We start from the raw sequence: 17,152 nt of genomic DNA, 5'->3' as shown, positions 1-17,152 counted from the left end.
GATGTCCACATCCGAGAACAAGGTCGTCGAGGCCCTGCGGGCGGCGCTGAAGGAAGCCGACCGCCTTCGCGGGGAGAACCGGCGCCTGACCGGCGAGCCCATCGCGATCATCGGCATGGCCTGCCGTTACCCAGGCGGGGTCCGCTCGCCGGAGGAGCTGTGGGATCTGGTCGCCGGGGAACGCACCGGCCTCACCGGATTCCCGGTCGACCGCGGCTGGGACCTCGACGGGCTCTACGACCCCGAGCAGGGCAAACCGGGCAAGAGCTATGTCCGGGAAGGCGGTTTCCTGCACGACGCCGCCCGGTTCGACCCGGCGTTCTTCGGTATTTCGCCGAGGGAGGCGCTGGCGATGGACCCGCAGCAGCGGCTGCTGCTGGAGATCTCCTGGGAGGCGATCGAACGCGCGGGGATCGCGCCGGATTCCCTGCGGGGCAGCCGGACCGGGGTGTTCGCGGGCGTCATCCACAACGAGTACTCGGCCATCGCGGGCACGCCGCCCGCGGATCTCGAGCCGTACCTCGGCAACGGGAGTTTCGCGAGTATCGCCTCCGGGCGGGTTTCCTACACCTTCGGGCTCGAAGGTCCGGCGGTCACGGTGGACACGGCGTGTTCGTCTTCGCTGGTGGCGCTGCATCTGGCGGCACAGGCGTTGCGGCAGGGTGAATGTTCGCTGGCCTTGGCGGGCGGGGTGACCGTGATGGCCAACCCGGCGGCATTCGTGGACTTCAGCCGTCAGCGCGGGCTCGCGGCGGACGGGCGGATCAAGGCGTTCGCCGAGGCCGCCGACGGCACCGCCTGGGGTGAAGGCGCGGGCATGCTGCTCGTCGAGCGGCTCTCCGACGCCCGGCGCAACGGGCACCGCGTCCTCGCCGTCGTGCGCGGATCCGCGGTGAACCAGGACGGCGCCTCGAACGGGCTCACCGCGCCCAACGGTCTTTCCCAGCAACGGGTCATCCGGCAGGCACTCGCGAACGCGCGGCTCGCACCGTCCGATGTGGACGCCATGGAGGCGCACGGCACGGGCACCCGGCTCGGCGACCCGATCGAGGCGCAGGCTTTGCTGGCCACCTACGGCCAGGACCGGACCACTCCGCTTTGGCTCGGCTCGGTGAAGTCCAACATCGGGCACAGCCAGGCCGCGGCCGGGGTCGCGTCGATCATCAAACTCGTCGAGGCGATGCGGCACGGTGTGCTGCCGAAGACCCTGCACGTCGACGCGCCGACGTCCCATGTGGACTGGTCCGAAGGCGCGGTCTCGCTGCTGACCGAGGCCGAGCCGTGGCCGAAGACGGATCGGCCCCGGCGGGCCGCGGTGTCCTCGTTCGGGATCAGCGGGACGAACGCCCACGTCGTCCTCGAACAGCCCACCGCGGAAGAGGAACCGCCGTCTACGTTTGCGGGGCCGGTGCCGTTCGTGCTGTCCGGCAAAACCGAAGCCGCCCTGCGCGAGCAGGTGGCACGCGTCCGGGAACTCGCCCGGGATTCGGACGTCACCGCGGCGGACCTCGCGTTCTCGCTGGCCACCACGCGGACCGCGCTGGAGCATCGGGCCGCCGTGGTCGGCACGCTGGACGATCTGCTGACCGCCACTTTGGTGGAAGGACGGGCGACCGACGGCGGGACGGCGTTCCTGTTCACGGGCCAGGGCAGTCAGCGGCTCGGGATGGGTCGCGAGCTCGCCGAGCGTTTCCCGGTGTTCGCTCAAGCCTTCGACGACGTATCTTCGCGGTTCGAGCGACCGATCGCGGAGCTGTCCGCCGAGGAACTGAACCAGACGGCGAACACGCAGTGCGCGTTGTTCGCCTTCGAGGTGGCGCTCTTCCGGCTGGTCGAAAGCTGGGGCCTCCGGCCGGACTTCCTGGCCGGGCATTCGGTCGGGGAGATCGCGGCGGCTCATGTCGCGGACGTGCTCTCTCTCGACGACGCGGTGACGTTGGTGTCGGCTCGTGGCCGCCTGATGCAGGCGTTGCCGACCGGCGGCGCGATGGTGGCGCTTCAGGCGACCGAGGCGGAGGTCGCCCCGCTGCTGACCGACCGGGTGTCGCTGGCCGCGATCAACGGCCCGGAGTCGGTGGTCGTCTCGGGCGACGAAGAAGCCGTCGCGGCGGTGGTGTCCCACTTCGAGGGCCGGAAGAGCAAGCGCCTCACGGTGAGTCATGCGTTCCATTCGCCCTTGATGGAGCCGATGCTCGACGACTTCCGCGCGGTGGTGGAGGGGCTGACCTTCGCCGAGCCGCGGATCCCGATCGTGTCCGGCGGCTTGGCCGACGTGTCCACTTCGGACTATTGGGTCCGGCACGTCCGTGACGCGGTGCGGTTCCACGATTCGGTCGGATTCCTGAAGGCCGAGGGCGTTACCCGGTTCCTTGAGATCGGACCCGATGCGGTCCTGACCGCCATGGCGAAGGAAAGCGCCGAGGACGCCGTCGTGCTTCCGGCATCGCGGCGGGACCGCCCCGAGGTGACGACGCTGCTGACGGCGGTCGCCGGACTGCACGTCCACGGCGCCGACGTCGACTGGGCGCCGCTGTTCGCCGGTGCGCGGCGCGTCGATCTGCCCACTTATCCGTTCCAGTACGAGCACTTCTGGCTCGAATCCGGTACCGCTCACCGCGACGTCTCCGCCGCCGGGCTGGAGGCGTCGCCGCACGCCCTGCTCGCCGCCGCGGTCCGGCCGGCGGGCGAGGACGAGATCCTGCTGACGGGCAGGATCTCGCTGAGCACGCTGCCGTGGCTGGCCGACCACGTCGTGGACGGAAACGTCCTGCTGCCCGGTACCGCGTTCGCGGAACTCGCGCTCGCTGCCGCCGACGAGGCCGGTTGCGAAGCCGTCGAGGAACTGAATCTGGAAGCGCCGCTGGTGCTGCCCGGCAACGGCGGTGTCCAGCTGCAGGTCGCGGTCGGAGCCGCCGACGATCAGGGCAGGCGCTCGGTCACCGTGCACGCCCGGCCGGAGGACGACGACGTCTGGGTGCGGCACGCTTCCGGATACCTCGGTACCGCAGTGTCCACACAGGACGAGATGACCGAGTGGCCGCCCTCGGGTGCGGAACCGGTCGACCTCGAAGGCTTCTACCCGGACCTGGCAGCCGAAGGACTTGGCTACGGTCCTGCCTTCCAGGGTGTCCGTGCCGTCTGGACTCGCGACGGCGACGTGTTCGCCGAAGTCCAGGTGGACGACACTCCTGGCACCTTCGGGATCCACCCCGCGTTGTTCGACTCCGCCCTGCACGCCATCGGCGTCGGCGAGTCGCGGGGGCTGGAGATTCCCTTCGCCTGGTCGGATCTCCGCCTGCACGCCGACGGCGCGACGGTGCTCCGGGTTCGCCTCAGTCCTGCGGGCGATGGTGCCGTCTCCGTTTTCGCGACCGACCCCGCCGGAGCGCCGGTGTTGTCGGTCGGCTCGCTCAGCCTGCGGGCTCCGGCAGCCGCGGCCGCCTCACTTCCCCGCGACTCGCTGTTCCGCGTCACCTGGACCCCGGTGACGGTGCCCGCCGGTGCCGGGGAAACCACAGTTGAGTCCTTTGTGGACATGGACGACGTCCGGCATGCGACGGCATACGCCCGGGAGCTCGCCGTGGAGCCGGGCGAGGGGCCCGTGGTGTTCCTGACCAGCGGCGCGTTCACCGATCCTGCGCAGGCGGCGGTCTGGGGACTGATGCGTTCGGCGCGGGAGGAGTACCCCGGCCGGTTCGTGCTCGGCGACGCCGACGACCCCGCCGCGCTCACGGACGGCCTGCTGGCCGGGATCGTGGCCTCCGGCGAGACCGAAGCCATCGTGCGTGAGGGTGAGGTCCGTGTCCCGCGGCTCACCCCGGTGCGCGGGGGCGAAACCGGACCGGGCTGGGACCCGGAAGGAACGGTCCTGATCACCGGCGGCACCGGCGCGCTCGCCACCGAACTCGCCCGGCACCTCGTCACACGACGCGGTGTGCGGAACCTGATCCTCGCCGGTCGCCGCGGTCCCGCCGCGGAAGGCGCGAGCGAGCTGGCCGCCGAACTGGCGGACCTCGGCGCGCAGGCCCGGATCGTCGCCTGCGACGTCGCGGATCGCGACCAGCTGACGGCATTGCTCGACGGCGTTCCGCTGACCGCGGTCGTCCACGCCGCGGGCGTCCTCGACGACGGCCTGCTCGCCGATCTCACTCGGGACCGATTCGAAACCGTCCTGAGGTCCAAAGTGGACGGCGCGCTCCTGCTGGACGAACTGGCCGGTGACGCCCACCTCGTGTTCTTCTCCTCCGCGGCCGGGGTGCTCGGCAGTGCGGGGCAGGCCAACTACGCCGCCGCCAACGCCGCCCTCGACGCGGTGGCCGCGCGCCGCCGGGAACGGGGCCTGCCCGCGACCTCGCTCGCGTGGGGGCTCTGGGAGACCGGCGACGGGATGGCGGGAGCGCTCGCCGGGACCGATCGCGCGCGGATGGCGGGCTCCGGTCTGCTGCCGCTCCCGGTCGGCGACGCCTTGACCCTGTTCGACTTCGCCGTGGGGACGGGCGAACCGCTGTTCGTGCCGATGCGGCTCGACGTGCCCGCGCTGCGCGGGAGCGTCACGGACGTGCCGCTCCTGCGGGCCTTCGCCGGGAAGTCCCGGCGGACCGCGTCGGCCGCCCCCGCCGCGCGGGAACTGCGTGACCGGCTGGCGTCGCTGCCCGCCGAGGAGCGGGACCGGGAACTGCTCGCGCTGGTGCGCGGCCAGGTCGCCGACGTACTCGGCCACCGGGACGCCGGCGCCGTCGAACCGGCCCGTCCGTTCCGGGAGCTGGGTTTCGACTCGCTGACCGCGGTGGAACTGCGCAACGGCCTCAACGCCGCTTCCGGGCTCCGGCTGCCCGCGACCGCGGTGTTCGATCACCCCACCCCGAAGGCGCTCGCGGAGCTGCTCGCCGCCGAACTGTTCGGCGCCGCGCCCGAAGCCCCGGTTCAGGGGCCCACGACGGCGGCCGACGAGCCGATCGCCATCATCGGCATGGCATGCCGGTACCCCGGCGGGGTCGCCTCGCCGGAGGACCTCTGGCGGCTGGTCGCGGAGGGCCGCGACGGCATCTCGCTCTTCCCGGCCGACCGCGGCTGGGACGTCGACGGTCTCTACGACCCGGACCCCGGCAAGGCGGGGAAGAGCTACGTGCGCGAGGGCGGATTCCTCCACGAGGCAGGCGATTTCGACGCCGGTTTCTTTGGGATCTCGCCGCGTGAGGCACTGGGCATGGACCCACAGCAGCGGTTGCTGCTGGAGGTCTCGTGGGAAGCCTTCGAACGGGCCGGGATCGACCCCGGAACGCTGCGGGGCAGCGACACCGGCGTCTTCGCCGGGCAGATGTACCATGACTACCTCACCGGCGCCACGGTCGTTCCCGACGACGTCGAGGGTTACCTCGGCACCGGCAACTCCGGAAGCGTGCTGTCCGGGCGGGTTTCCTACACCTTCGGTCTCGAAGGCCCTGCCGTCACTGTCGACACCGCGTGTTCGTCGTCGCTGGTGGCGCTGCATCTGGCGGCACAGGCGTTGCGGCGCGGCGAATGCTCGCTCGCGCTGGCCGGCGGGGTGACCGTGATGGCCACGCCGGAGACGTTCGTCGACTTCAGCCGTCAGCGAGGTTTGGCACCGGACGGTCGTTCGAAGTCCTTTTCGGATGGTGCGGACGGCACGTCCTGGTCCGAAGGCGTCGGCATGCTGCTCGTCGAGCGGCTCTCCGACGCCGAGCGCAACGGACACCGCATCCTGGCCGTCGTCCGGGGTTCGGCGGTGAACCAGGACGGCGCGTCCAACGGGCTGACCGCACCGAACGGTCCTTCGCAGCAGCGGGTGATCCGGCGGGCTTTGGCCGACGCACGCCTGGAACCGTCCGAAGTGGACGCCGTCGAGGCACACGGGACCGGTACCACGCTGGGTGACCCGATCGAGGCGCAAGCGCTGCTGGCGACCTACGGTCAGGGCCGGGAGGACGCCGCGCTGTGGCTCGGATCGATCAAATCGAACATCGGGCACAGCCAGGCCGCCGCCGGGGTGGCGGGCGTGATCAAGATGGTCGAGGCGATGCGCCGCGGGGTGCTGCCGAAGACGCTGCACGTCACCGAACCTTCGTCTCATGTGGACTGGACGGCGGGCGCGGTCTCCCTCCTGACCGAGGCGCGCCCCTGGCCGGACGCCGGGCGTCCCCGGCGAGCGGCGGTGTCGTCGTTCGGGATCAGCGGCACCAACGCGCACGTCGTCCTGGAGCAGGGGCCCGCTCCGATGGAGGCCGCCGAATCCGGTGAGGGCCCGGCGCCGTTCGTCCTGTCCGCCGGGAGTGAAACGGCCCTGCAAGACCAAGCGCTGCGCTTGCGGGACTTCCTCGCCGAGACGCCCGCCGCCTTGACCGACGTCGCCTTCTCGCTGGCGACCACCCGAGCGGCCCTGGAGCACCGGGCCGCCGTCGTGGCCGCAGGCCGGGAAACCCTGCTGGGCGCGCTGGAGAACCTCACTGTCACCGGCCGCGCGACGGAGGGCCGGACGGCGTTCCTGTTCACCGGTCAGGGCAGTCAGCGGCTCGGAATGGGTCGTGAGCTGGCTGAGCGTTTCCCGGTGTTCGCCGAGGCTTATGACGACGTGTGTTCCCGGTTCGAGCAGCCGCTCAGGGACTTGTCGGCTGACGAGTTGAACCAGACCGCGAACACGCAGTGCGCGTTGTTCGCTCTTGAAGTGGCGCTGTTCCGCCTGGTGGAGAGCTGGGGTGTCCGGCCGGACTTCCTGGCCGGGCATTCGGTCGGTGAGATCGCTGCAGCTCACGTCGCGGGCGTGCTTTCCCTCGACGATGCCGCCAAGCTGGTGTCGGCGCGGGGCAGGTTGATGCAGGCCTTGCCCACCGGCGGCGCGATGGTGGCGTTGCAGGCGACGGAAGCCGAGGTGACGCCGCTGCTGACCGAGCGGGTGTCGCTGGCGGCTATCAACGGTCCGGAGTCAGTGGTCGTTTCGGGTGACGAGGACGCTGTCGCCGCGGTGATCTCTCAGTTCGAGGGCCGCAAGAGCAAGCGGCTCACCGTGAGTCACGCGTTCCACTCGCCGTTGATGGAGCCGATACTCGACGAGTTCCGCGCCGTCACCGATAGCCTGACGTTCGCGGCGCCGAGGATTCCGATCGTGTCGGGTGGTCTGGCGGATGTGTCCACTTCGGACTATTGGGTCCGCCATGTCCGTGACGCTGTGCGGTTCCACGATTCGGTTAAGTTCCTGGAAGCCGAGGGCGTCACGCGGTTCCTGGAGATCGGGCCCGACGGCGTCCTGACCGCGATGGCCAAGGAAAGCGCCGAGGACGCGGTCGTCGTTCCGGCACTCCGGCGCGACCGGCCGGAGGTGGAGACGCTGCTGACGGCGGTCGCGGGCCTGCACGTCCACGGCGTGAACGTCGATCTGACCGCTCTGCTCGACGGTGGAAAGCCCATCGACCTGCCCACCTACGCCTTCCAACACCGCCGTTTCTGGCTCTCGTCGGCGGGCGGCGCCGCGGGCGATGTCACCGCCGCCGGGCTCGGCGCTCCCGATCACCCGCTGCTCGGCGCGGCCGCGGCACTGCCGGGCGACGGCGGATTCCTGCTCAGCGGCCGGTTGTCCGGGCACGCCCAGCCGTGGCTGGCCGGACACCGGGTCGGGGGCGTGGTCCTGCTGCCGGGCACCGCGTTCGTCGAGATCGCCCTGCGCGCGGGGGACGAGGCGGGCTGCGGCCACCTCGAAGACCTGACCCTCGAAGCGCCGCTCGTCCTGCCCGAGCGCGGTGCGACCCAGCTGTCCGCGCTGGTCGGCGCGGCCGACGACACCGGTCGCCGGACCGTCGAGATCCACTCGCGCGAGGAAGGCGAAGACGGCTGGCAGCGGCACGCGACCGGTCTGCTTTCGGCCGCCGGAGCCGTCGAACCGGCCGGGTTGACGACCTGGCCGCCGCAGAACGCCGAAGCCGTCCCGGTGGGTGACGTCTACGAGCGGCTCGCCGCCACCGGTCTCGAGTACGGCTCGGCGTTCCGTGGCCTCCGTGCGGCGTGGCGAGCGGGTGAAGACCTGTTCGCGGAGGTCGAACTCCCGGAGGAGCAGCACGCCGACGCCGCCCGGTTCGGCGTGCATCCGGCACTGCTCGACGCCGCGCTCCACACCCTCGGCCTCGCGGGCGGCGACGACGGCACGCGGCTCCCGTTCGCCTGGTCCGGGGTACGCCTGCACGCCGCGGGCGCGACCCGGCTCCGTGTCAGGCTGCGGCCGTCCGGTCCCGACGGGTTCGAGGTCCTGGTCGCCGACGGCACCGGCCGCCCGGTCGTCTCAGCCGAAGAGTTGACGCTGCGCGAGATCTCGGGCGACGCCCTGTCACGCAAGGGACACGACTCGCTCTACCGGGTCGCCTGGCGCCCGGTCCCGCTCCCGGAGACCGGCGAAGCCCTGCCCGCGGAGTCCGTTTTCTCGGTGCCGCGTGGCGGCGACTCCGCCGAGCGTGTCCACGAAACGACGGCCGCCGTTCTCGAGATCGTCCAGCGGTGGCTCGAAGACGAGCCGGATGGTCCGCTTGTCGTCCACACCCGGGGCGGGGTCGCCGCGGGCGACGGCGAAGCGGTGACCGACCTCGCGCACGCCGCGGTCTGGGGGCTGGTGCGTGCCGCGCAGTCGGAGAACCCCGGGCGGTTCGTGCTGGTCGACGCCGAGACCCTGCCCGACGGCCGGATCCTGGCCGTCGACGAGCCTCAGATCGCCTTGCGTGACGGCCGGGCACTCACCCCGCGCCTGGCCACCACAGCCTCGTCCACGGAACTGGCCCCGCCCGAGGGAGCCTGGCGGCTGGACACCACCGGTCGCGGCACCCTGGAGAACCTCACGCTGGTGCCGTCGCCCGAAGCAGTCGCGCCGTTGGCTGAGGGCGAGGTCCGGATCGCGGTGCGGGCCGCCGGGCTCAACTTCCGCGACGTCCTGATCGCGCTGGGCATGTACCCCGGTGCGGCCACCCTCGGCAGCGAAGGCTCGGGCGTGATCACCGAGATCGGGCCCGGTGTCACCGGCCTCGACGTCGGCGACCGCGTGTTCGGCCTGATGTCGAACGGCTTCGGGCCCCAGGTCGTCACCGATCACCGGACGCTGGCGAAGATGCCCGAGGACTGGTCGTTCGCCACGGCGGCCTCGGTCCCGATCGTGTTCCTCACCGCCTACTACGGCCTGTTCGACCTCGCGCGGCTCGAAGCGGGAGAGTCGATCCTGGTGCACGCGGCGGCGGGCGGCGTCGGCATGGCGGCGACCCAGCTGGCCCGTCACGCCGGGGCCGAGGTGTTCGGCACCGCCGGTCCGGGCAAATGGGACACCTTGCGTGCCAACGGTTTCGACGACACCCACCTCTCGTCCTCCCGTGACCTAGGCTTCGAGGAGAAGTTCCGCGATGCCACCGGCGGACGCGGTGTCGACGTCGTCTTGAACTCGCTGGCCGGCGACTACGTCGACGCGTCACTGCGGCTGCTGGCCCCGGGCGGGCGGTTCGCCGAGATGGGCAAGACCGACATCCGGGAACCGGGGGAGACCGGCGTCGAGTACCACCCCTTCGACGTGATCGACGCCGGACCCGAGCGCATCCACGAGATGCTCGCCGCGCTGCTGGAGCTGTTCGCGGCCGGGGCGCTGACGCCGTTGCCGGTCACCGCCTGGGACGTCCGGCGCGGCCCCGACGCGTTCCGTTTCCTCAGCCAGGCCAAGCACGTCGGCAAGAACGTCCTGACCATGCCCGCCGCCCTCGATCCCGACGGGACCGTGCTCGTCACCGGGGGAACGGGTGCCCTCGGCGCGCTCTTCGCCCGGCATCTGGTGCGCGATCGCGGTGTCCGGCGGCTGCTGCTGACCAGCAGGCGCGGCCACGACGCCCCGGGCGTCCCCGAGCTGGTCGCCGAACTCACCGAGGCGGGCGCGTCGGTGACGGTCGAGGCGTGCGACGCGGCGGATCGCGGCGCGCTCGCCGCCGTCCTCGCCGGGATCCCGGCCGGGCATCCGCTGACCGGCGTAGTGCACACGGCGGGTGTCCTCGACGACGGCCTCGTCGGCTCGCTGACGCCGGAGCGGCTGGCGAAGGTGTTGCGGCCGAAGGTCGACGCGGCGCTGAACCTGCACGAACTGACCAGCGGCGCGGATCTCGCCGAGTTCGTCGTCTTCTCCTCGGCCGCCGGGGTCTTCGGCAACGCCGGGCAGGCGAACTACGCCGCCGCCAACGGTTTCCTGGACGCGCTCAGCGTCCGGCGCGCGGCGCACGGGCTGCCTGCCCGGTCGCTGGCGTGGGGTCTGTGGGCCGAAACGGGCGGGATGGGCGGGACGCTCGGCGAGGCCGAGCTGGCCAGGATGGCCCAGAGCGGTACCGCCGCATTGTCCACACAGGACGGTCTGGAGCTCTTCGACGCCGCCGGCGCGCTGGCGGAACCGGTCCTCGTGCCGATGCGCCTGGACGTCGCCGCGATGGGCGCGGACGGGCTCCCGCCGTTGCTGCGCGGCCTCGCCCGCGGCCAGGTCCGCCGCGCCGCGTCCGCCGGGACCACCGGTGACGCGGACTCGTTGCGAGACCGGCTTCTCGCGGTGCCCGCCGCCGACCGGGAGACGCTGCTGGTCGACCTCGTGCGCACCCATTCCGCGACCGTGCTCGGGCACACCGCGGCGGACGCGGTCGAGGCCACGCGGTCCTTCCAGGAGATCGGCTTCGACTCCCTGACCGCGGTCGAACTGCGCAACCGGCTCACCGCCGCCACCGGGCTGCGGCTGCCGGCGACGCTGATCTTCGACTACCCGACTCCGGAGGCGCTCGCCGCCCACATCGGCGAAGGCATCCTGGGTGCGCAGGGCGGGCCCGAGACCGGGCAGGCGGCGGTGACGGCCGACGAGCCGATCGCGATCGTCGCGATGAGCTGCCGGTTCCCCGGCCACGCCGACACCCCCGAACGGCTCTGGGCACTGCTGGCCGAGGGCCGGGACGCGCTGGGCGAGTTCCCCGCCGACCGCGGCTGGGACCTGGAGCGGCTGTTCGACACCGACCCGGACCGCCGGGGCACCTCCTACACCCGCCAAGGCGCCTTCCTCGAAACCGCGGGCGATTTCGACGCGGGCTTCTTCGGGATCTCGCCGCGTGAGGCGCTGGCGATGGATCCGCAGCAGCGGTTGCTGCTGGAGACGTCGTGGGAGGCGTTCGAACGCGCCGGGATCGATCCGGCCACCCTGCGCGGCAGCCGCACCGGCGTGTTCGCCGGGGTGATGGACAACGAGTACGTGTCCGGTTCGGCGGAAGTGCCCGACGGGGTCGAGGGCTATCTGGCCACCGGCACCTCGGCGAGTGTCGCCTCGGGCCGCGTTTCGTACACCTTCGGCCTCGAAGGCCCGGCGGTCACCGTCGACACGGCGTGTTCGTCGTCGCTGGTCGCGCTGCATCTCGCGGCGCAAGCACTGCGGCAGGGCGAGTGCTCGCTGGCACTGGCCGGTGGGGTGACCGTGATGGCCACGCCGGGCACGTTCGTCGAGTTCAGCCGTCAGCGCGGACTGGCCGCCGACGGCCGCTGCAAGGCCTTCGCCGACGGCGCCGACGGCACGGGCTGGGGCGAAGGCGCCGGGATGCTGCTCGTGGAACGGCTTTCCGACGCCCGCCGCAACGGGCATCCGGTGCTCGCGGTGCTGCGGGGCAGCGCGGTCAACCAGGACGGCGCGTCGAACGGCCTCACCGCGCCGAACGGTCCTTCGCAGCAGCGGGTGATCCGCCAGGCGCTGGCGAACGCGCGGCTCGAACCGTCCGAAGTGGACGCCGTCGAAGCGCACGGCACCGGGACCACGCTGGGCGACCCGATCGAGGCGCAGGCGCTGCTGGCGACCTACGGCCAGGACCGGGAACGGCCGTTGCTGCTCGGTTCGGTCAAGTCGAACATCGGGCACACGCAGGCCGCTGCGGGCGTCGCCGGGGTGATCAAGATGGTGCTCGCGATGCGGCACGGGACACTGCCGCGCACGCTGCACGTCGACACGCCGACTTCGCGGGTCGACTGGGAGGCCGGGCGGGTCGCGCTCGCGACCGAGCCGACCCCGTGGCCGGAAACCGGTGGTCCGCGCCGGGCGGCGGTGTCGTCGTTCGGGATGAGCGGCACCAACGCGCACGTCGTCCTCGAACAGGCCGAAGCGGTCGAGACACGGGACGAACCTGCGCCAGGGCTGCTCGGTGACGTCGTCGCCTGGCCGCTGTCGGCGAAGGAACCCGAGGCCGTGGCCGCGCAGGCGGCACGGCTGAAGTCCTTCCTGACCGGCGAACGTCCGGTGGATGTGGCGTATTCGCTGGCGACCGCGCGGACCACCTTGGAGCATCGGGCGGTCGTCGTCGGCGAGGACCCGATCGCCGGGTTGGCCGCGCTGGCCGCGGGCGAGCCGTCGGGTTCGGTGGTGACCGGGACCGCGACCAGCGGGAAGGCGGTGTTCGTCTTCCCCGGCCAGGGTTCGCAGTGGGCCGGGATGGCGGTCGAGCTGCTGGCGTCCGCACCCGTGTTCGCCGAGTCGATGGCCGAGTGCGAAACCGCGCTCCTGTCCTCTGTGGACTGGAAGCTGACCGAGGTGCTCTCGGACGCGACCGCGCTGGAGCGGGTCGACGTCGTGCAGCCCGCCTTGTTCGCGGTGATGGTGTCGCTGGCCAGGCTGTGGCGTGCCAGTGGCATCGAACCGGCCGCCGTGATCGGTCACTCCCAGGGCGAGATCGCGGCGGCGTGTGTCGCCGGCGCGCTGTCGCTCGACGACGCGGCGCGGGTGGTCTGCCTGCGCAGCAAGGCGATCACGGCGCTTTCGGGCCGGGGTGGCATGGTCTCCGTCGCCGCTCCCGAAGCCCGGGTCCGCGAGCTGCTGCCCGAGGGTGTGTCGCTCGCCGCGGTGAACGGTCCCGCGTCGGTGGTGGTGTCGGGTGACGTCGCCGGCCTGGACGCGCTCATGGCCGCTTGCGAGGCGGGCGGACTGCGCGCGAAGCGGATCCCGGTGGACTACGCGTCGCATTCCGCGCACGTCGACGCCATCGAACAAGACGTCCTGGCCGCGCTCGACGGGATCGAGCCGCGGGTTCCGGAGATCCCGTTCTACTCGACGGTGGCGGGGGAACCGCTCGATCCGGTGGTGGACGCGGCGTACTGGTTCCGGAACCTGCGTGGCACCGTCCACTTCGGACAGGCTGTCCGGCGGCTGCTCGATGACGGGTTCCGGTTCTTCGTCGAAGCGAGCCCGCATCCGGTCCTGGTCACCGGGATCGCCGACACCGCCGAGGACGCGGGAGAACGCGCCGTCGCCGTCGGCAGCCTGCGCCGGGACGAGGGAGGGCCGCTCCGGTTCCTCACCTCACTGGCCGAAGCCCACGTCCACGGCCTCAGCCCGGACTGGGCGGCGTTGGTTCCCGGATCCCGCGTCGAACTGCCGACCTACGCGTTCCAGCACGAGCACTACTGGCTGCGGACGCGGTCTTCCGCCGACCCGGGACAGGCCGGTCTGGACGACGGCGGGCATCCGCTGCTCGGGGCCGTCGTCCCGCTGGCGGGCAGCGACGGCCTGGTGGCCACCGGCCGGATCTCGGCGCGGAACCAGACCTGGCTGCCCGATCACGCCGTCGGCGGCACCCTGCTGCTGCCCGGCGCGGCGCTCGTGGACCTGGCACTCACGGTGGGAGAGCGCACCGGCTGCGGCCGGATCGCCGAACTGACCATCGAGGCGCCGCTCGTCCTCGGGGAATCCGGCAGTGCGCGGCTGCAGGTGACCGTCGGGGCATCCGGTGACGACGGCACCCGCGAGGTCGCCGTGTACTCCCGGGACGAAACCGTTGGCACGGATTGGATCCGGCACGCGACCGGCCTGCTCGCCGCGGACGGGGAAACACCCGTGGCGGAGCTGACCCAGTGGCCGCCCGCGGGAGCCGAACCGATCTCCCTCGAAGGGCACTACGAAGGCCTCGCGGAACTGGGTTACGGCTACGGTCCGGCGTTCCGCGGGCTGCGTGCCGCGTGGCGCCGGGGCGACGACGTGTTCGCCGAAGTCGCGCTCCCGGAGGACCGGATCGCCGAGGCCGCCGCGTTCGGCCTGCACCCCGCGCTCCTCGACGCCGCCCTGCACGCGCTGGGCTTCGGGCTGCTCCCCGACGACGGACGGCTGCGGCTTCCGTTCGCGTGGAACGAGGTCTCGCTGTCGGCCGTCGGCGCGCCGAGCCTGCGCGTCCGGCTTTCCCCCGCCGGGGAGGACGCGGTGACGGTGGACCTCGCCGACACCGCCGGCGCGCCGGTCGCCTCGATCGGCTCCGTGGTGTTCCGGCCGGTGGCCGAGGCTCAGCTCGCCGGTGCCCGCCGGGATCCGGCGGATTCGCTGTTCCAGGTCCAATGGACGGATCTGTCCACAAAGGACGCCGTCACACCGTCGGTCGTCGTGCTCGGCGAAGACTGCGCGGACCTCGCGGAGCTCGCCGCCGATCTCGACGCGGGAAGGCCGGCGCCTGACGTGGTGCTCACGACCTGCGCACCCGTCACCGGCGACCTCGCCGAGGGCGCGCACGCCGCCGCGAAGGACGCGCTAGCGCTCGTCCAGAACTGGCTTGCCGACGACCGGTTCTCCGGCGCCAGGCTGGTCTTCCGCACTTCGGGCGCGGTCTCGGTGGCCGCGGACGAACCGGTGCCGGACCCGGCCAACGCGACCGTCTGGGGTCTCGTGCGCACGGCGCAGGAGGAGAATCCCGGCCGGTTCGGTCTTCTCGACACCGATGGTTCCGAGGCCGTCTTGGGTGCGGCGCTGGCGCTCGACGAGCCCCAGCTCGCGCTGCGGGCCGGAACGGTGCTCGGCGCCCGGCTGGTCAAGGCGTCCGCCGACACCGCGCTCGTCCCGCCCTCGGGCAGCCGCGCGTGGACCGTCGACACCCTCGGCGGCGGCACCCTGGAGAACCTGGTGCTACGGGACCGGCCCGATCTGCTGGCCCCGCTCGCCGAGGGGCAGGTCCGCATCGCCGTGCGGTCGGCCGGGCTCAACTTCCGGGACGTCGTGGTGGCCCTCGGGCTCGTGCCAGGGCAGGAAGGCATCGGCGGCGAAGGCGCGGGCGTGGTCACCGAGACCGGCCCCGGCGTCACCGATCTGGCGCCGGGCGACCGCGTGCTGGGCATGTTCGACGCGTCGTTCGGCCCGGTCGCCGTCGCCGACCGGAAGCTGATCGCGCCCGTCCCGGACGACTGGTCGTTCACCGAAGCCGCTTCGGCGCCCGTCGCGTTCCTGACCGCCTACGTCGGCCTGGCCGACCTCGGCGAGCTGCGGCCGGGGCAGACCGTGCTGATCCACGCCGCCGCCGGTGGGGTCGGCATGGCCGCGGTCCAGCTGGCGCGGCACTTCGGCGCCGAGATCTACGTGACCGCGAGCCCCGCGAAGTGGGACACGCTGCGGGCGATGGGCTTCGACGACGACCACATCGCGTCCAGCCGGACCCTCGATTTCGAGGACAAGATCCGCGAAGCGACCGGCGGCCGCGGGGTCGACCTGGTGCTGGACTCGCTGGCAAGGGAGTTCGTCGACGCGTCGCTGCGGTTGGTGCGCGAAGGCGGGCGGTTCGTCGAGATGGGCAAGACCGACATCCGCGACGCGGACGAGGTCGCGGCCGCCCATCCCGGCGTCACCTACCGCGCGTTCGACCTGATCGACTCCGGGCACGACCGGATCCAGGAGATCCTCGGCGAACTCCTAGCGCTGGCGGACAAGGACGTGGTGCGGCCGCTGCCGACCACCGCGTGGGACGTCCGGCGCGCCCCCGAGGCGTTCCGGTTCCTCAGCCAGGCCAAGCACACCGGCAAGATCGTGCTGGAACCGCCCGCCGTCCTCGACCCCGAGGGCACGGTGCTGATCACCGGCGGCACCGGCGTGCTGGGCGGCCTGTTCGCCCGGCATCTGGTGACCGCGCACGGCGTCCGGCGGCTGCTGCTCACGAGCAGGCGCGGGCTCGACGCCGAGGGTGCGCGGGAACTGGTCGCGGATCTGACCGGCCTCGGGGCCACGGTGACCGTCGTGGCCTGCGACGTCGCCGATCGCGCCGCGGTCGCCGGACTGCTCGGCTCGGTCCCGCCCGAGCATCCGCTGACCGCCGTGGTGCACACCGCCGGCGTACTCGACGCCGGGCTGATCCCGGCCCTGACCCCGGACCGGCTCGGCACCGTGTTCCGCCCGAAGGTCGACGCCGCGGTCCACCTGCACGAACTGACCCGCGACCTCGGACTGGCCGCGTTCCTGCTGTTCTCCTCATCCGCGGCGACGTTCGGCGCCGCCGGGCAGGGGAACTACGCGGCGGCCAACGCCTTCCTCGACGCGCTCGCCCAGCACCGCCGGGCCGAAGGGCTCGCCGGGCAGGCGCTGGCGTGGGGTTTCTGGGCCGAGCGGAGCGCGATGACCGGCCACCTCGACGAGGCGGACGTGGCCAGGATGAAGCGATCCGGCGTCAGCCCGCTGTCCTCTGTGGACGGTCTTGCACTGTTCGACGCGGCGGGGGAACGGGACGTCGCGGCGCTGGTGCCCGTGCATCTGGACACCGCCGCGCTCCGAGGACAGACCGAAGTGCCCGCCCTGCTTCGTGTTCTCGCGGGCGCTCCGGCCAAACGGGTCGCGGGAGCGGCCGCCACCAGCGGACCGTCGCTCGCCCAGCGGCTGGCGGCACTGCCCGCCGCGGACCGGGAGCCGTTCCTGCTGGACCTCGTGCGCTCGCACGCCGCGGCCGCGCTCGGCCACGCGTCGGTCGCCAAGGTCGGCCCGGAGCTGGCCTTCCGCGACCTCGGCTTCGACTCGCTGACCGCGGTCGAGCTGCGCAACCGGCTCGGCGCGGCGACCGGGCTGCGGCTGCCGTCCACGCTGGTCTTCGATCAGCCGAGCCCGGCCGCGCTCGCCCGGCACCTGCTGGCGGAACTGGGCGAACCGGCGGGCGCCGAACCCGAGGTCGCTGTGCTGGCCGACCTCGACCGGCTGGAGACCGCGCTGGCCGCGGCGGTCCCCGACGACGAGACCGCGGACCGGATCACCGACCGGCTGCGCGCGGTACTCGCCCGGTGGACCGAGGCCCGCGGCCCGGCCGAGGACGAGGGTGACGGCGATCTGGCCGACGCCAGCGCCGACGAGCTGTTCGACATCTTGCACAAGGAATTCGGAAGGTCGTGA

1 protein-coding gene is annotated in these 17,152 nt (G+C 72.5%); it reads left to right on the top strand.

The features are described from left to right. Position 1: 1 nt before the first annotated feature. On the top strand, positions 2-17,152 hold the full coding sequence (locus DMC61_RS11005; RefSeq protein ID WP_125688961.1) for a type I polyketide synthase: 17,151 nt from the start codon (positions 2-4) through the stop codon (positions 17,150-17,152).

The organism is Amycolatopsis sp. WAC 04169 (assembly GCF_003947535.1).
In the GTDB taxonomy this organism is placed as follows: Bacteria; Actinomycetota; Actinomycetes; order Mycobacteriales; family Pseudonocardiaceae; genus Amycolatopsis; species Amycolatopsis keratiniphila.
The sequence above is the reverse complement of the archived record's forward strand: the minus strand, read 5'-3'. Positions and strand labels throughout refer to the sequence as shown.